This is a genomic window from Hirschia litorea, assembly GCF_042665075.1.
Lineage (GTDB): Bacteria > Pseudomonadota > Alphaproteobacteria > Caulobacterales > Hyphomonadaceae > Hirschia > Hirschia litorea.
Window position 1 is genome coordinate 966,608 of sequence record NZ_JBHTBR010000005.1, and the last position, 17,849, is coordinate 984,456.

General features: G+C 46.3%; 15 protein-coding genes. 7 read left to right on the forward strand and 8 right to left on the reverse strand.

Annotated elements, in window-relative coordinates; translation table 11 throughout:
• Positions 1–64: 64 nt before the first annotated feature.
• Complete coding sequence (locus ACFQS8_RS13255; RefSeq protein ID WP_382168637.1) at positions 65–730, forward strand: TetR/AcrR family transcriptional regulator; 666 nt, start codon at positions 65–67, stop codon at positions 728–730.
• Here the strand turns inward: ACFQS8_RS13255 and ACFQS8_RS13260 are convergent, their stop codons facing one another.
• Positions 731–1,219 carry a flavin reductase family protein gene (locus ACFQS8_RS13260; protein WP_382168145.1) on the reverse strand — a complete coding sequence of 163 codons (489 nt, stop codon included), beginning with the start codon at positions 1,217–1,219 and terminating at the stop codon, positions 731–733. It abuts the gene before it with no gap.
• 106 nt (positions 1,220–1,325) lie between these two features.
• On the reverse strand, positions 1,326–2,573 hold the full coding sequence (locus tag ACFQS8_RS13265) for an MFS transporter (RefSeq protein WP_382168147.1): 1,248 nt from the start codon (positions 2,571–2,573) through the stop codon (positions 1,326–1,328).
• A gap of 217 nt (positions 2,574–2,790) precedes the next feature.
• Between ACFQS8_RS13265 and ACFQS8_RS13270 the strand changes: the two genes are divergently transcribed.
• Complete coding sequence (locus ACFQS8_RS13270; protein ID WP_382168149.1) at positions 2,791–5,328, forward strand: glycoside hydrolase family 3 protein; 2,538 nt, start codon at positions 2,791–2,793, stop codon at positions 5,326–5,328.
• A 150-nt stretch (positions 5,329–5,478) separates the two neighbouring features.
• Here ACFQS8_RS13270 and egtD read toward each other — a convergent pair whose 3' ends face one another.
• Together egtD and egtB are read right to left on the reverse strand one after the other, a co-directional pair.
• Positions 5,479–6,414 (reverse strand): L-histidine N(alpha)-methyltransferase, encoded by a 936-nt coding sequence (gene egtD, locus ACFQS8_RS13275; RefSeq protein ID WP_382168151.1) that lies wholly within the window; start codon positions 6,412–6,414, stop codon positions 5,479–5,481.
• On the reverse strand, positions 6,414–7,685 hold the full coding sequence (gene egtB, locus ACFQS8_RS13280) for an ergothioneine biosynthesis protein EgtB (RefSeq protein ID WP_382168153.1): 1,272 nt from the start codon (positions 7,683–7,685) through the stop codon (positions 6,414–6,416). The genes egtD and egtB overlap by 1 nt, the downstream gene beginning before the upstream one ends.
• A 274-nt stretch (positions 7,686–7,959) precedes the next feature.
• On the opposite strand from egtB, the gene ACFQS8_RS13285 reads away from it, so the two are divergent.
• From ACFQS8_RS13285 to ACFQS8_RS13295, 3 genes are all read left to right on the forward strand, one after another.
• Positions 7,960–9,240, forward strand: coding sequence for a flavohemoglobin expression-modulating QEGLA motif protein (locus ACFQS8_RS13285; RefSeq protein ID WP_382168155.1), 1,281 nt, complete (start codon positions 7,960–7,962; stop codon positions 9,238–9,240).
• A gap of 241 nt (positions 9,241–9,481) precedes the next feature.
• A complete protein-coding gene (locus ACFQS8_RS13290) occupies positions 9,482–10,987 on the forward strand; it encodes a glycerol-3-phosphate dehydrogenase (protein ID WP_382168156.1) in 1,506 nt (501 codons plus the stop codon).
• Positions 10,988–10,989: 2 nt separating this feature from the next.
• Complete coding sequence (locus ACFQS8_RS13295; protein WP_382168158.1) at positions 10,990–11,463, forward strand: DUF302 domain-containing protein; 474 nt, start codon at positions 10,990–10,992, stop codon at positions 11,461–11,463.
• Between the two features lie 97 nt (positions 11,464–11,560).
• On the opposite strand, the gene ACFQS8_RS13300 is transcribed toward ACFQS8_RS13295, so the two are convergent.
• The 4 genes from ACFQS8_RS13300 to ACFQS8_RS13315 are packed head-to-tail and all read right to left on the reverse strand — an operon-like array spanning position 11,561 to position 15,892.
• Positions 11,561–13,294, reverse strand: a complete 1,734-nt coding sequence (locus ACFQS8_RS13300; protein ID WP_382168160.1) for a solute:sodium symporter family transporter — start codon at positions 13,292–13,294, stop codon at positions 11,561–11,563.
• A 56-nt stretch (positions 13,295–13,350) separates the two neighbouring features.
• Positions 13,351–13,845 carry a flavin reductase family protein gene (locus ACFQS8_RS13305; protein ID WP_382168162.1) on the reverse strand — a complete coding sequence of 165 codons (495 nt, stop codon included), beginning with the start codon at positions 13,843–13,845 and terminating at the stop codon, positions 13,351–13,353.
• On the reverse strand, positions 13,845–14,741 hold the full coding sequence (locus ACFQS8_RS13310) for an aldo/keto reductase (protein ID WP_382168164.1): 897 nt from the start codon (positions 14,739–14,741) through the stop codon (positions 13,845–13,847). Before ACFQS8_RS13310 ends, ACFQS8_RS13305 begins: the two co-directional genes overlap by 1 nt.
• Positions 14,738–15,892 carry an LLM class flavin-dependent oxidoreductase gene (locus ACFQS8_RS13315; protein ID WP_382168166.1) on the reverse strand — a complete coding sequence of 385 codons (1,155 nt, stop codon included), beginning with the start codon at positions 15,890–15,892 and terminating at the stop codon, positions 14,738–14,740. Before ACFQS8_RS13315 ends, ACFQS8_RS13310 begins: the two co-directional genes overlap by 4 nt.
• A 109-nt stretch (positions 15,893–16,001) precedes the next feature.
• Here ACFQS8_RS13315 and ACFQS8_RS13320 point away from each other — a divergent pair, with 109 nt between their 5' ends.
• Together ACFQS8_RS13320 and ACFQS8_RS13325 are read left to right on the forward strand one after the other, a co-directional pair.
• Complete coding sequence (locus ACFQS8_RS13320) at positions 16,002–16,703, forward strand: GntR family transcriptional regulator (protein WP_382168168.1); 702 nt, start codon at positions 16,002–16,004, stop codon at positions 16,701–16,703.
• Positions 16,704–16,714: 11 nt separating this feature from the next.
• Positions 16,715–17,800 (forward strand): Gfo/Idh/MocA family protein, encoded by a 1,086-nt coding sequence (locus tag ACFQS8_RS13325; RefSeq protein WP_382168169.1) that lies wholly within the window; start codon positions 16,715–16,717, stop codon positions 17,798–17,800.
• Positions 17,801–17,849 lie beyond the last annotated feature (49 nt).

Sequence of the window (17,849 nt, forward strand, 5' to 3'; positions counted from 1 at the left end):
GGAGTTATTAAAACAAATAGAGGTGCCATTTAAGGGACCCAAACTGGAGGGGCGGTTTGTGACAATGAATACTGGGAAGATTACTAAACTAGACGGACGTAGAATTAAGAGCCGTGAGAAATTAAAGAAGTCGCTTGCGGTTTTGCTAGAGCGAAAAAGTCTCGAGAAGATTACAATAGAAGAACTCGCAAGAGAAGCGGATGTTACACGTCCGACTTTTTACTCCAATTATAAAGACGTGCAGGCGATAGTGATCGAGTATGTGCACGAGCTTATGAAGAAGATGGTGGCTGAGTTTCAAAGAATTGATGTCGATCAGTCCATGACTTCAATGGAGCGAATTGAAGCTAGCCTCGTCTATTATATGGAGATGCTTCAAAACAATAATTGTATCTTGTTAAGCGCAGCTTCTGGGCGCGCTGGTGACGAAGCACTTGAATTGATGCGTTCCTATAGCATGCGTATTTTATTAGTTCGCGCGGATCGTGTACCGACCTCGGGAATGACGCCATTAGATTTGCAGATATCTATGTTTTTCTATTCTGGAGCTATCAACACGGCTCTTGAAGCCCACGCATCAGGTAAGATTGAGGCCACGCGGGAACAATTGGCGAAAAGCATCGCGACGCTGATACATCAAGGGCTTGGCCAAGAATTAGGGAATCCCGTTGATCCGCCAATGCCTATTTTAGCAAATGATCAGAGTTTGGCGAGCAACGAGGTTTTCTGATTAGGTGCTTTTCGCCTTTATGAATTGACCTTGTGAAAAGATCAGGGCTTCGCCTTCTTGTTGATGCGCTAAGTAAACTTGTCCAATGACGATGGAATGATCTCCAGCGTCATGGATGTTGTGCGTTTTGCATTCAAAGGTTGCGAGGCAGTTTTCGAGAATGGGAACATTCTCGTCATTCATATAATGCGGGAATTCTTGAAAACTGTCCTTATTTGAAGCGAAAGCGTGGCATATGTTTTTTTGCGCAAAGGTAAGAACATGCACTGCAAAATGAGACGCATTGATAAAGGCGTCGTAGCGCGTTGAGCATTTGGCAGGTGCCCACATAATTAAAGGCGGCAATAGGGATAGGCTCGAAAAGCTATTGGCTGTTATACCAATGGGGCCAGCTGGTGTGTTGGCCGTTACTATCGTGACACCTGTTGAGAAGCGACTAAGCGCTGTGCGAAAGGCTTTCCCATTATCTTTGGGTGAAAAATTCGCCATACCTTGCCTCTTATCAGTGTTACGATTGCTCCTTATTCAAATCATGTCTCGTTCCGAAATTGAATAAGAAACTGCATATTTCTAAAATTAATTCGGCGTTTAAGGGCTAAACTATGGGGGGTGGCGATTGTGATATATTGTCTATTTTCTGAGCTCTCCAAAAGGGAAGCATCATGATTGCGCCTAAAGCACCAACAAATATAAACGGTCCCATTGTATGTATATTGTAGAGACCAAAGGCAAAAACGGGTGAGAAAATAAATCCAATCGCACCAGCTGCGATTGCCAAACCAGACGCGCTGCCTTGCTCCGTTGGAGAGATACGCATGGATATGGCGGCGATAGTTCCTGGCATGAGTAATCCGCTACCCAGTCCTGTAATGAACATGCCTACCAAAAGCATTTCAAACGTGGAGGAAGCACTTATAAAGCTATTGCCAATTACAAGCCCCAAAGGCCCGATCGCCATAAGTCGAGAAGGGGGGAGTTTTAGTTTTTGGATAAGAATGATCTGTCCGGCGAGAGAGGAAATGGCGGATGCAGTTAAAGCCGTTCCAACCGCTTTTTGAGCGTCATCAGGGGACATGTTGAAGGCATCAATAATATAGAAGCCAATAATTTGAACGGGAATTGAGATTGCGCAACCTGAAAGTAGGTTAAAACCCAGCAACCGGAATATTCGGTTGTCAGAAATCTTCATACGAGGCGATTCTTTTTGAGCCTTGGGCGGTGTTTCTTCCACTAAGAAATAACCGAGTAGAGCAAATGTTATCGCGCCTATAGCTGCCATGATGAAAAGAGGCATAACCGCTCCGAAGACCGATAAATATCCAGCGGAAGCAGGACCAAGAACTGTTCCTAATCCATAGGCTGCGGCGTATTTCGCCATGCCGGAGGCGCGTTGGTCTAAAGGAGTTCTATCTGCGATATATGCAGTGCTTGCTGATGCGGAAGCAGCTGAGAATAGGCCGGAAACGCTGCGAACTAACATCAAAACGATGTAGAGCGTAACACCATGTAAGCCGCCAAGAATGCCATATTCCAACAGACCAGCAAAAGCGAATGTGGAAAGAACGAATCCGGCCATTCCTAATAAAATAAAGGGCCGCCTTCCATATTGGTCACTTTTACGGCCACACCACGGACCAGCGAGCGTGAAAACAATCGCTGATAAGGTAAAGATGGTGCCAACCTGAAATTCTTTTAGGCCAAGGTCACGCGCGAGTGGTGGAAGAATGGCAAACAGCATTGTTTGGCCAGATCCCGTGCATCCAACTGCGACCAATAAGAGCCACATTCCGATTTTGCGCTTGAGGTCCGTAGAGATACTTAAGTGTAAGCCTAGATTGGCCATAATGGAAATTCCACAGAGGGGAGTTCGCAGCGAATATAAGCGAACATAAAAGATATACCATTTACTATAGGTGTGCTTTTGTAAAACACAACATATTTCAAGAAAGCTAACTTCTTACTTTAACCAGCTGAAGAATCGAAAAGTGAAAGACATTCTGTTTCTTGACAACGTAGTCAAAATTTTGTGTACTCCCTCAAAATGTAGATAGGGAAGTGCAATGGGTACGACGTTTAAACTGAAATTTATGGCTGCTTGCATGATGAGCACTGCACTATTTGCATGTGCTGAATCAGATGTTCCAACAAAAAGTGTTGATGCTATGGAAGAAACGAAAGTGCTTTGGAAGGAAGGGGTTGCGACGCCTGACCTTTGGCCAGCGCTTGATGCATTGCCTTTAGATCAAGAAGTAGAGCAGCGTGCCGCTGAACTTCTCTCTAAAATGACGTTAGAACAGAAAGTTGGACAGGTTATTCAAGCTGATAGCGATTCTATTACGCCTGAAGAAGTCAAACAGTATCGTTTAGGTTCAGTGTTGAGTGGAGGAAGTTCTGCTCCTGGGGATTTGCCGCACGCACCTACACAAGCTTGGCTTGAGGCTGCGGATGCTTATTTTACCGCTTCTATTGATCCTGAAGGCGTAGAGGTGGCTATCCCTCTTATTTGGGGCATTGATGCAGTCCATGGACACGCGAATTTAGATGGCGCAGTCGTTTTCCCTCACAATATTGGTCTAGGTGCAGCGAATAACCCTGATTTGATTGAAAAAATTTCAGAGGTGACAGCAAAAGAGCTCATCGTTTCTGGTCATGATTGGACGTTCGCGCCAACGCTGGCTGTACCAAGAGATGCACGCTGGGGCCGTACGTATGAAGGTTTTTCACAATCGCCTGAGATTACAAGCCAATATTCATCTCGTATCGTTGAAGGCCTTCAAGGTGTTTACGGGGCTGATGGGTTTATGGGGCCTGGTCGTGTGATTTCGAGTGCGAAACACTTCCTTGGTGATGGTGCAACCAAGGGAGGCATTGACCAAGGTGATGCAGACATCACCGAAGAAGAATTGCGTGACATAGATGCCGCTGGATATATTGGTGCGGTTGAATCTGGTGTTCAGACAATTATGGCGTCATTTTCAAGTTGGAATGGCAAAAAAATGCATGGAAACAAATCTCTACTGACGGGTGTTTTGAAAGAGAGAATGAATTTTCAAGGGTTTATAGTCGGGGATTGGAACGGCCATGGTCAGGTGGCTGGATGTACGAACACTGACTGTCCCCAAGCGATTAATGCTGGTCTTGATATGTATATGGCCCCTGACAGCTGGAAAGGATTATATGAAACGACCTTGGCTCACGTGAAATCAGGTGTGATTTCTCAAGAACGTCTGGATGATGCTGTATACCGAATTTTGCGCGTGAAATTGGCGTCAGGCATTTTTGAAAAAGGACTGCCGAGCGAACGTAAATTTGCAGGTGATGAAAGTATTTTAGGATCCCAAGAGCACCGTGCTGTTGCGCGTCAAGCTGTTCGAGAGTCGATGGTTTTGTTGAAAAACAACGACAAGACTTTGCCCCTTGATGCGAGTAAAACTGTGCTGGTTATAGGTGATGGGGCCAATAGTATTTCAAAAGTTGCTGGAGGTTGGACCCTGTCTTGGCAAGGTGGTGGTGCAAGTAACGATTTGTTTCCTAACGGAATAAGCGTCCTTGATGCAATTAAGAATGTAGTTGAACCTGCTGGCGGTAAGGTTGTATTCAGTGCAAATGGCGACATCCCTGAGGGCATATCTCCAGATGCTGTAATCGCTGTTTATGGTGAAGACCCATATGCAGAGTTTCAAGGTGATGTTGAGCACCTTGCTTTCGTAGACAATGGATTTGATACAGAGACACTTGGCACACTCAAGGATGCTGGATTGTCTGTCGTATCAGTATTCCTATCTGGGCGCACATTATGGGCAAACCCGCAAATCAATGATTCTGATGCATTTATTGCAGCTTGGCTTCCTGGAAGTGAGGGGAGTGGTGTCGCTGATATGCTATTTAGAACCGACCCTTCCTATGAATTTACAGGGCGCTTGCCTTATAAATGGCCAGCAACTGCAGATGCAGACAAAGCATTAGAAGACAAACCGTTATTTGATATAGGATATGGGTTGTCCTATGCCTCTGCTATGGCTGTGCCTCAGCTCTCTGAGGAGGCTGGTGTCGAGCTGTCAGTAGCCGGCTCTAAGGGTGAAGTCTTTGTGAAAGGTGGGATCGTATCCCCTTGGTCACTCGTGTCGGTAAATGCTGACGGATATGAAGTTGCAAATGAAACAACAGATATCAAAGTTGGGCGCGTTGACTATCTAGCTCAAGAAGACGCGCTTAAACTTGAGTGGCAGTCAGATCTCTCATCAACGACAAAAGCAGCATTTTATGCGGACACACCATTTGATTTATTTAGAGAGTCAAATGGAGCAATGGAGTTAGCATTTGCGGTTACGTCATTGAATGAAGATGATGTGGATCTTCAAGTTCAACTTGGGTGTTCTCGCACCGACGAATGCGCGCCAGCATTAAATGTAAATGCTCAAGCAGGTGTGTGGAATGAAGTGCGCGTGTCTTTGAGCTGTTTTGCTGATCAAGGTGTTGATATGGCGCAGCTCGACTCAATTTTATCAATTTCTGCAGAAGCTGGCTCAGTTATTGGGCTTGGCGATGTGCGCGTCGTTGCTGATGCGGATGGTGTGCAGACCTGCCCGGGAAAGTAGTGATGGTCTAGCGCCAATGTAGAGGACATATCTCCCGATTGAGTAGTTTATATTCAATCTCTCCGACGTCCCACTTATTACCCTGACCCCTCAAAAGGGTCAGGGTATTTTTTGTATCAAAGGAGGAAGTGCGTTGAATTGAGGGTCTGTTTAATTCAACAATACCAAGGCCATGCTGGGAGAGGGTGACTGCCAGACATTTTGGATTTTCCAATTTGATGCAGTTGCAAGTTTTTCTATCTGTTCCAATGTGAACTTGCGTGAATTTTCAGTGTGAATGCTTTCATCTTTGAGGAGATTGAAGGTGTGTCCCCCAATAGAAACAGATTGTGTTTTTTCACTCACTAAATGCATTTCTATTTTATGCTGTTGGGCATTCCATCTCGCTTCATGCTTGAAGGCGCTGAGTTGAAAGTTAGCACCTAATTCATGGTTGATACGGGCCAATAAGTTCAAGTTGAAATCAGCGGTGATCCCTTGGGCATCATTATATGCAGGGATGAGTGTGTCAGGATCTTGATTGATATCCACCCCCAATAAAAATTGTCCATTTGGGCCAAGATGTTTACGCGCTTTGCTAAGAAAGAGGCGAATATCTTTGTCATCCAAATTTCCTAGTGTCGAACCAGGAAAGAAGCCTAATGAGGGTGTTTGGCTTGCCGGTATTTTCAGATCTGGATCCAAGAAACTCCCAACAATAGGTTGGACCGTAATGTCGGGATATTCATCCTGGAGCTTTTGAGAGGCTGACAGAAGGAAGCTTTTGGATACATCTATCGGCACATATGTGTTGGCACTATCAAGCGTATCGAGGAGGAGACGTACCTTCCGTAATGCACCTGCGCCATATTCCACGATGCGGATATCATCAGCTGTAAATTCGCGTATCTCTGAAGCGACAAGTGAAAGGAGGTCCAATTCGGTTCGTGTTGGATAATATTCTGGCAACTGGGTGATCTCTTCAAAAAGATCTGACCCATGCTTGTCGTAAAAATATTTGCAGGGCAGTGTTTTGGGAGATGCTGACATGCCCTCAATCACATCATTGAAAAATTCACATTCAGAACGGGAAACCATATCGAGCATTAGACTATATCCTTTGCGAGGCGGAGGCCAGAAAATTGCCAACGTTTATCTGGATGAAAGAAATTGCGGTAAGAGGCGCGTGAGTGGTTTGGAGAAGTGACGCATGAGCCGCCACGCAGAACCATCTGTCCACTCATGAATTTGCCATTGTATTCACCAATCGCGCCGTCATTTATCTGAAACCCAGGATAGGGAAGGAACGCGCTGCCCGTCCATTCCCATACGTCAGAATAGAGGCCAAGGAGGTCATCACCCGTTTGAGGTTTTGGCTTTAGAGTGGGGGCCAGCGATGTTTTTTGGGTGCTTGATTGTTTGGCGGCGTATTCCCATTCGGCTTCAGTAGGGAGACGTGCGCCAGCCCAACTTGCATATGCATCAGCTTCATAAAAGCTGACGTGGCAAACAGGTGCATTTAAATCAATTGGTTGGAAGCCTTCCAGCGTCATAGTCCACCATTGGCCATCATGCTTTTCCCAATAGAGGGGAGATTTCCATTGTTGTGAGTTTAGTGTCGCGAAGCCATCGGAGAGCCAATATTGGGGGCTTTCATACCCGCCTGCGTCCATGAATTTTATCCACTCTGCGTTCGTGACTACGCGATTGGCGAGTGCAAATGGTGCGATATAAACTTTATGTTCGGGGCATTCGCAGTCGAAAGAAAAAGCGTCATTTGGTTCTGCTGACATACCAATATGGGTTAGCTCTGGCTCAAATTCTTTCCAAGTGAGCGGTGATGGAGATTGGCTATTTATCTCAGGTGAGGGGCGTTGGAGGGCTGGTTTAAGTGGGCTGTGAGAGAATAAGTGCAAAATATCAGTATGGATGAGTTCCTGATGTTGTTCTTCGTGCGCGATACCCAAAGCGATTAGTTCACTTTTGACAGCCCCAACTTTAAACAAGGTATTGATTTTCCCATCGACATAAGCGCGATATTTGCGCACTTCATCTAAGCTTGGGCGCGTAATAAGGCCACGTTTATCGCGAGCTTGCCGCGTACCGATTGCTTCGTAATAGGAGTTGAAGAGGAAAGCAAAATTTGGATCAAAACGGATGCTGTCTCCCAAATGGGGAACCAAAATGAATTCTTCAAAAAACCAACTCGTATGCGCTAGATGCCACTTTGCAGGACTGGCATCAGGCATGGATTGCGCATTTGCATCTGCATCAGACAGTGTTTCGCATATAGCGAGCGTGCGCTGCCTCACATCGTTAAACTTTTCCTGTAAGGAAGAGGAGGGCGTGTTGATTATGTGTGCATCGGCAGAAAGCAAGTTCTTATCCTGTCAGGTTTCTGAATAACGGCATGTCTCAATTACAATATGCACTCCTATGTACCAAAAAAAGTCAGTAGGTACGGTATGGTATGATCACTTTCGCGTTAACCTAACTGTTTTGAGCGATAAAAGGTTCCCTGATATCTTCAATCAGAAGCGGTCTAAGATATTTCGGAGAGGCTTCGTTAGGGGTGTGATTGTTTAAGCTTGACGGACTTGATTTCTAAAGGCTCGATATAAGTTAAACATAATAATGTGACGACAGGTTGATATGGTTGAAATTTCTAGCAATGAGCTGATCAAATTGAAGCAGGCGGCGGCACTATTGCTTGAAGCTGAAGAACGTTTACCTGTTTTGAAAACCGTGAGTTGGAACCGCTCACTTGCAGACCAGTTTTTTGCGAGTGGTGAAAAGGAATTGCCGCGCCCAGTTTATATGCGCATTGATCCTGAACCGTCTTTGGAGCGGATTAAGGCGGCGCGTAAATTGGTTGATGGTGATAGTCCTGTTCATGATTGGCTCAATAGATTAGCGGGTGTGTTTGAGCAGACTGCTGCAATGATGTCGGCAGTTGGAACAAAGGATTTTTATAAGCATTCTCTTGATCTTTATGGCGGCCCAGAATCGCCAGTGGCGGGGCGAAATGGCGCTGTTTTGGCGCTTGCAAACCGTTTGGATCAGACGTTGGATGACTTTAATATGGGGCAGCATGATTTTGTTAAACCCGACAAAATATCCGCACAAAAGCTTAAGCAATTATTGGATGAAGAACTGCCCAAATATTTTGGTGTGCATTCACCCCAAGTTATTGTTACGCATGAAGTTTCTGGAAAGGCTGCAGCGGGACGTGATTATATAAAGTTACGTGAAGATGCTTCGTTCTCGGACCTTGATGTAACTCAGCTTCTTCAGCATGAAGCGCTGGTGCATATTGCGACAAATTTCAATGGACAATCACAGGCTAAATTCCCACTCTTAGGGGAAGGGCATCCTGGAAATTCACGGACCCAAGAAGGGTTGGCGGTGTTTGCAGAATTTATCTCTGGAGCGTTGGACCCGTCCCGATTAAAGCGATTATCGGATCGAGTTATTGCCATTGATATGGCTGAAAAAGGTGCGGACTTTATTGATTTATATAAATTTTTTCGAGAACGTGATCCATCTGATCGTCGGTTTGAGGCATTTGAAAGTGCGCGCCGAGTTGTGCGGGGGGGCATGGTAGAAGGGGGTGCGCCTTTCACCAAAGATGCGATTTATCTGGGCGGATTATTAGAAGTTCACAACTATTTACGCACAGCAGTTAGGATGCGAGATGCGACCTATATCCGTTTGTTATTTGTAGGAAAAATTGACCTTGTCGACCTTGAAGCGATGAAAATGTTACTTGCAAACAAGCTGATAGATGAGCCGCGCTTTGTGCCGCCTTGGGTAAGTGATATGCGGCATTTATTGTCCTATTTGGCCTATTCCACTTTTCTCAATGAGATTGATTTGGGCCAAGTCGCTTCACAATATGATGAGCTATTTCATGGTGAAAACACCGCGAAATAGGCGTAAGCAGGTCATAAGACACCTGTCTGCTAGGGGGGCAGGTTAGCGTCTGTTTAGTGTGTGGTTTAGGTGTGTGAGGCTTGAGATATGGTTTTGATACACCACATCAAGCAGCGAGGTAGGCGTATGCACACTGTTTGAGACTATTATGGTGTAAATGCTTGCCTTTAGCGTCAATAGAACTATGATTGATATACTATTGATACCCCCTGAATTGTATATATGACAGAAGGCCCGATATATGGCGCGCGCGACAGAAAAATATGATTTGCTAATTGTAGGTGGCGGCATTAACGGCGCGGGCATTGCGCGAGATGCTGTTGGTCGCGGTTTGAAAGTTTTGCTTGTTGAGAAAGATGACCTTGCACAACACACGTCATCATCAAGCACGAAACTTATCCATGGTGGTTTGCGCTATCTTGAGCATTATGATTTTGCACTTGTGAGGAAAGCGCTTGCTGAGCGTGAAGTACTTTTGCGAGCCGCACCACACATTATTTGGCCGATGCGTTTTGTGTTGCCGCACCAGAAGGGACAACGCCCAGCTTGGTTGGTACGCATTGGGTTGTTTTTGTATGACCATATGGGGGGTAGAAAATTATTGCCACCCACGAAAGTTTTGCGTCGCAAATCAAGTAAGAAATTTGATCCCTTAAAACCTGAATTGAAATTTGCCTTCGAATATTCTGACTGTTGGGTGGATGATGCACGCCTTGTTGTACTCAATGCAATTGATGCAGCAGAACGGGGCGCTGATGTGTGGACACAAAGTAAATGTGTAAGCCTAACGCGTTCAGATTCTCAGTGGCAAGCTGATATCGCTAGGCCCGATGGGCAAATACAAAAAGTAGAAGCGCGAATTGTGATTAACGCCGCTGGACCGTGGGTTGATGATGTGGCGAAGATTGCTCAACCGGGACGCAATATGCAGCATGTGCGTCTGGTAAAAGGATCGCACATCATCATCGAGAAGAAGTTTGAAGGTAGTCATAGTTATTTCTTCCAGAATGGTGATGGTCGCATCATGTTTGCTATTCCTTATCAGGAGGGGCGGCTTACCCTCATCGGCACAACCGACGAGCCCTATACAGCGGATAAGGATAAAGTTGAGATATCAGAAGCTGAGATTGATTATCTTATTTCAGGGGCTAATGAGTATTTCAAAGAGGCGATTGTGCGTGAAGATATAGTGTCGACCTATTCGGGTGTGCGACCGCTTTATGATGACCAGAATGAGAATGTCTCTGAGGTTACACGCGATTATGTGTTGGCATACGAGAAAGAAGGTGGAGCACCTATCTTATCTGTGTTTGGAGGCAAAATCACAACCTATCGCACATTAGCCGAAGGGGTAATGAAAACGATTAGTGATGCATTCCCCAATCTGAGCGCGGATTGGACAAAAGAGCAATCTCTGCCAGGGGGTGATATTCCCAATGCAGATTTTGAAGCGTTTGGAATGCGGATGCGTGCCCAATATGGCTGGATGGAGCAGAACGTTTTGCGTCGCATGTTGCGCTGTTATGGGAGCCGGATTGATCGGGTACTAAATGGAGCAAGTTCGATCGCGGACCTTGGTCAGCATTTTGGCGAAGGGTTATATGCTAAAGAAGTTGAATATTTAGTGGAACACGAATTTGTGACGCGCGTTGAAGATGTGTTGTGGAGACGTAGCAAGCTGGGTCTGCGTATGAATGAAGCGCAGCAAATTGAGTTGCAGAATTGGTTCTCTAGTAAAGGTATGTGATCGTGAAAAATATTGTTCTTGGAGTCGCATTGAGCGGTGTGGCGGTATCTGGATGTGCAGGAAATGCACAAGATTATAATCAGCACATTGTATCCGAGATACAAGGAACGGTGAGTGTTAGTAATTTTGAAGAAACTAACCAAAAACTCAAAGCTGCTTTTGAGAAAAGAAAGCTAACGGTATTTGCCGTGATTGATCATGCCGCAGGTGCTAAAGGGGCGGGGTTGGAGTTGGCACCCAACACGCTTTATATTTTTGGAAATCCCAAAGCGGGCACGTTGCTGATGCAAGAAAATTCAGCTTTAGGAATGCAGTTGCCACTTAAAGCTTTAGTGCGTCAAACCCCAAATGGTGTTGTGGTATCCGTGTCGAATATTCAAGAAATTGCGGTACAGAATGGTTTACCTGAAGATCATCCAGTGGTGATGAAAATTAGTGGGTTGCTCACCCAAATCATTGCAGAAACTACGTCTTAAACTGGCGCGTTATTAAAATATTTGATGAGTGAATGAACATGCCCAAGGCAAGCATAAAGGCTGCCTTGGGCATGTTCATTTGGATTTGCAGGAAGTATTAAGCCTGCCTTGGAATATGGCGCACGCGCATCCAAGATAGTACATTAATGATAAGAAGACCTGCCATCGCCACATAGAAATAGGGGCTGAATGCGCCGCCTACGATGCCTATGGGTGAGAATAATACATATAAAGCGACAACCAAGGATAAGAGCGTAATGGCAAGTGGTGTCGCCAATTTCCAAGGTGTGAGGTCGACTTGGTTTTGCTTTTTAAACACATAAGGTGTTTGACGAGGCTTATAGTGTCCTACCACTAACATGATGCCAACTTCGATTATAAATAGGACGGCATATAGGTGTAGGAAATGAAGTGTGACCTGTTCTGCGAAGACGAATTTGATCAGCCCATAAGCGATAACGTGGAAAGCAATTACGATTTTTGCACCGAGGGCGGGTGTGTTTGCGGTGAATAATCCCACGATTACGATGGCGACAATTGGGATATTGTAGAAGCCAGTAAAGATACGGATGATTTGCCACAAACCTTGCGGGGCAAAGAATAATAATGGCGCGACTACAAATGAGAAAAGCGCGATTACCACACTCGCAATCATGGCTACGCGCACAGTTTCTTTGTCCGTGATTTTTCCGCCGCGAAGGGGGGTGTAAATGTCGATACAGAACAGGGTTGCGGCACTATTGAGGAGTGAGTTGAACGAGCTAAACACTGCGCCAAGCAATACGGCGAGGAAGAACCCCATCATCCAAATAGGGAAGACATCTTTGATGAGGTGCGGGTATGCCTCATCAATTGAGCTGAGGCTTGGCCCATAAAGATGAAAAGCGATAACACCTGGTAGCATCATGAAAAAGGGAACGAGAAGTTTGAAAAAGCCGGAGAGTAAGACCCCTTTTTGGCCTTCTGCAAGATTGCGCGCGGCAAGGGTGCGCTGAATTACATATTGGTTGGTACACCAGTAAAACAGATTGGCGAAAATCATACCGGTGAATAGTGTACCAAACGGGGTGGGGTCAGCAGGGCCGCCGATTGCGTTTAGTTTATCGGTGTGAGTTGTTGCAATGGTGGACAGGCCGCTCATAAAGCTACCATTACCCAGAGCGATTAACCCGAGAATGGGTACAAGCGCCCCCACGATTAGGAGGCCGACGCCATTGAGCGTGTCTGATACTGCAACAGCTTTTAGGCCGCCAAATACTGCATATATGGCACCGATGACGCCAACGGTTACGACAGTTATCAAAAGGGCTTCAAATTGGCCAACACCAAGCAGGGTCGGGACATCAAAGAGTTTTATAACAGCAACAGAGCCTGAATATAGAACGGATGGTATCGTCACCAAGCCATAGCCGAGCATGAACAAAATAACGGTCATGCGTTGGACTTGTTTGTCATAGCGGTTGTTGAGAAATTCAGGGAGAGTGGTGAAGGCACCTGATAGGTAGCGCGGCAGGAATATCATTGCCATGGCAACGGTGGAAATGGCGGCGGTAACTTCCCATGCCATGCTGGAGAGGTTGAAGCCATAGGCTGATCCGTTTAGCCCAATGAGTTGTTCAGCAGAGAGGTTGGTGAGCAAAAGCGAACCAGCAATGAAAATACCACCAAGGTTTCGTCCGGCCAGAAAATATCCGTCCTTAGAATTAGTTTCGCCCTTTGATCGCTGATAGGATACCCACGCAACAAATGCCATGAATCCTACGCAGGTGAATAGAGTCACCAGTAATTGTGAATGAGTCAGCTTTGCCTCCCTATCTGGACCTGAACCCATCGCCGGCTAACTCTCTTTTGCGGAGTTATGTCCTGACGTGGGGTATTGTTTTGTGTCTACGCTTGGAGAGGGTTGATTGCCCCAAATGCCCCTTGAGAAAAGACAAGGCCAGTGCCTTCTCTTTCTTGCGTAAATTCAACTTCACCGACGATTATGGAATGATCGCCCGCATCATGTACTGCAAAACGTTTGCACTCAAACACAGCGAGACATCCTGAAAATACAGGCACGTCGTGAAGGTTGTGGGTCACCTCAAATTGATCAAAGGCTGATTTTGAACGCGCGAAAGCGTTGCAAATTTCTTTTTGATCGTGGGCCAATATGTGAATGGCAAAATGAGGTGCGTTGACGAATGCTTCATAGCGAGAAGATTTTTTGGCGGGTGACCACATCACTAACGCTGGTTCAAGCGAGAGGCTTGTGAAGCTGTTGGCGGTCATGCCGATTGGTCCGTCTGGTCCATTGGCGGTGATGACCGTGACGCCAGTTGCAAAACGTCCCAAGGCATTGCGAAATGCCTTGGTATCTGTTTCGGGTTTAAAGGATGCCATTACGCAACCTCCCGCCCTAATGCTGCAGTGTAGAGTTCAAACCATGTTTGACGGTCTATTTGAACGTCGTAAGCTTGAGACATTTGCGCTAAACGTTGCAGATTATTCGTGCCAAGAATTGGCATGATTTCAGAAGGGTGTGCAAGCAACCAAGCGACTGCAACAGATGAGGTCGTTACATTCTGTTCTTCTGCGATACGGTTTAGTAGTTTGGTCAGCTCGACATTTTTACCGTCAAACAAAGAGCCTCCACCAAGGGGCGACCAAGCCATAGGTGCGATACCGTTTTCTTGTAGGTATGCGATGTCACCATTGGTAAAAGCTTCATGTGCAAGGAGGCTGATTTCGATCTGGTTCGTAACAAGTGAGTTGTTCATTGCAGATTGAAGAAGTGACCAATCGTGCGGCTTAAAGTTGGATACACCAAAGGCTTTTACTTTGCCCGATTTGATGATCTCATCTAGCGTGCTTCCCGTTTCAACATGATCCATGAATGGATCTGGGCGGTGGATTAAAAAGAGATCAATCTGCTCCACGCCAAAATAAGAGAGGGATGCGTCAACAGATTCAGTGATGTGCTTCCAGCTTGTGTCATAATATTTGACGCGGCGGTCTGAGTATTTTCCACAAGGTGCAACAATATCGCATTTGGAAATAAGTTCGATTTTGTCACGAAGGCCGGGGGCTTGCTTTAGGCAGTTGCCGACAAGCTCTTCAGCGCCATAATCTCCGTAAATATCGGCAAGGTCCATCGAGGTGATGCCTTGCTCGAGACATGCCTCTATTTTTGCTTGTATGTGCTTGGGTGATGTGTCGCTATCATCTCCAACGCGCCACATGCCATAGACTATGCGAGAGAGTTCAAGATTTGGGGCGAGTTTGATGCGGTGGCTCATGTGCGTTCTCCTGCGCCGAGCGGTGTAAGGGGTGTTTCGCTTGGTACGCGACCATATGCTTCTGGTAGAGAGCATGTTTTAAGGTGAGGCAATACGCGCTGACCAAATGACTTACATTCATCAATGTGTGGGTAGCCAGATAGGATAAAGGCGCGGATTCCCATTTTCTGATAATCGTGAAGCGCAGAAAGCACTTGATCTGATGAGCCAACCAATGCGGCACCACATCCTGAGCGCGCGCGGCCCACACCTGTCCAAAGATTTGGCTCAATATATCCAAATTGGTCCGCGAGTTCACGTGCTTTAGCCTGGTGGGCCACACCAAGGCTGATGCTATCATGGCTACGGTCACGGATCAGGCGACCATATTCATCATCTAGCTTGCTTGTAAGGTGTTCTGCGTATTCACGCGCTTCTTGCTCTGTGTCACGAACAATAACGTGTACGCGTAAGCCATAATCAATTGTGCGTCCATATTTCTCAGCGGCGGCGTTTGCTGCTCGCATACGCTCTTCAAGCTGAGATTTAATCTCTGGCCACATTAGATACACGTCGCAATATTCCCCGCATAGGTCTAATGCGTCTGGTGAATAACCACCAAAGTAAAGAAGTGGACCGCCTGTTTGGTAAGGCTTTGCGGGCCCGGTTGGAACGTTCTTAAATTGATAGATTTCGCCGTTATGATTGATTTCATCTTGGGTCCAAGCTTGCTTCAATATCTGTACGACTTCGCGAGAACGCTTATAGCGGTATGAGCTTTCCGCCACTTCGCCGGGAAAATCTGAACTAATCACGTTGAGAGTCAGGCGACCTTTCATCATGTGGTCAAGCGTTGCCACGGTGCGTGCGAGCATGATGGGCTGCATTTCACCGCAACGAATGGCGGCGAGCATATTAATCTTTTCCGTTAAAGGCGCACCTGCGGCAACGAAGCTTAGTGTGTCTTGGCCTGGCTGGTAGGAAGAGGGACATAATATGTTGCGAAATCCCTGTTTTTCAGCTTCCAAAAGGATGTCGCGGCAGTGTTCCCAGCTAGATCTTAGCTTACCATCTGGCACGCCAAGAAATTCATAGTCGTCAGAACAGAGCGCTGAAAACCATGACACTTCAAGTGCATCCAGATCGGCTGACTTCACAGGTACAACGGTCATAAGGAACCTCTTTTTAACAAATTGCGAAATGCGTATTTTCTCTTGCATATCACCAGAAACGATGTATATCAATGGTGTATCAATTATTCGTTTGAGGCCTTGTTTTGTTATGACCAGCACACGTACTCTTCCTAAAAGTGTCCAGTTAAGTGAGATGCTGATCCGTGAAATCGTTGCGGGTCATTTGGCGGATGGTGCGCGGTTGCCGACTGAGCGGCAGATGGCTGCTGACCTTGGCGTTGCGGTTCGAACGCTTCGGAAAGCGTTGGCTACTCTTCAAGAAAAAGGTTTGCTAGAGCGCGTGCAGGGCTCGGGCAATTATGTGCGTGCTAAGCCGATGGTGGAGAGTGTGTATTCATTCTTTCGTCTTGAGCTTTTACGCGGTGGCGGTTTGCCAACTGCCAAAGTGCTTGATGTACTGAAATTGGCTAAGCCAGAGGGAGCACCAGACTTTGGTGAATCTCAAACAGCCCACCGTATTCGTAGGCTTCGTTATTTGGCGGATAAGCCCATCGCTGTTGAAGAGATATGGCTGGATGCACGGTTTATAGATCGCATTAAAAAAGATGATCTCGTTGATTCTTTGTATCTTTTTTACAAGGAGTCTCTCGATCTTGTCATTTCACGTATCGAGGATGGTGTGAGTGTTGATGCCGTTCCTGAGTGGACAGTTGAAGAATTCGGTATGAAGGCAGGTGAGGCTGCTGGCTATATCGAGAGGATTGGTTGGGACCAGAATGGAGACCCTGCTGAATTCTCAAAAACGTGGTTCGATCCAAAATTGGCGCGCTTTGTAATGCGCCTTCAATAATAGAGATAGTTATGACAAAAAATTACGGTTTGATCGGCTGTGGCATGATGGGGATGGAGCATGTCAGAAACATTGGTGTGTTAGATGGTGCGCAAATTACAGCTGTCTATGATCCAGTTGATGATTTAGCTCAGCAAGCTTCAGTGGCAGCTGGTGGCGCATATATCGCTGCATCAATTGATGAGTTGATTACACGTCCAGAGCTTGATGCCATAGTGATTGTGAGCCCAAATTTTTGCCATGTTGAGCAGTTGGAGCAAATCGCTGCGACACGCGACATTCCGATTTTGTGTGAAAAGCCTCTTTATACCAAACCAGATGATGCTGCGCGGATTGAAAAGCTCAAACAGACTTATAAGTCCCCAATCTGGGTGGCGATGGAATATCGCTATATGCCACCAATTGCGGCACTTATCGAGCAAGCTGATACGGCTACGGGTGGAGTGGAAATGCTGACCATTCGTGAGCACCGTTTTGCGTTCTTGCCAAAGATTGGTGACTGGAACCGTTTCAATGCAAATACAGGGGGCACATTGGTTGAAAAATGCTGTCACTTCTTTGACTTGATGCGCTTGATTATGAAGTCTGAGCCTGTGCGGGTTATGGCGAGTGCTGGACAGATCGCGAACCATTTGGATGAGAAATATGATGGGAAAACGCCTGACATTTGGGATGGCGGTTATGTGATTTTTGACTTTGCCAACGGCAAACGTGCAATGCTTGAATTGTGTATGTTTGCAGATGGTACCATGTGGAATGAAGAGATTTCAGCTGTCGGAGCTAAGGGTAAAATTGAATGCCGTTTGCCGGGGCCAAACCGTTTCTGGCCTGAAGAACTGGGCGTGCCACCTGCGCCGCAATTGACGCTAAGTCCTCGCTCACCAAAGAATCCGCAGACGAAAGATATCCCAATTGACCACAGCTTGCTTATGATTGGGGATCATCATGGATCGACATTCTATCAGCACCAGCGTTTCCTTGAAGTCGTGAAAGGGGTGGGCACACCTGAGGTCTCCATATCTGATGGCGCGAAAGCTGTTGCGATGGGCCTAGCCGCGCAATTGTCGGCAACTGAACACCGTGTTGTGGAGCTGTAATTGGTCTCGAAAACCAGTTGTGTGGAAATAGTTTGCACTGAGAGTGTAT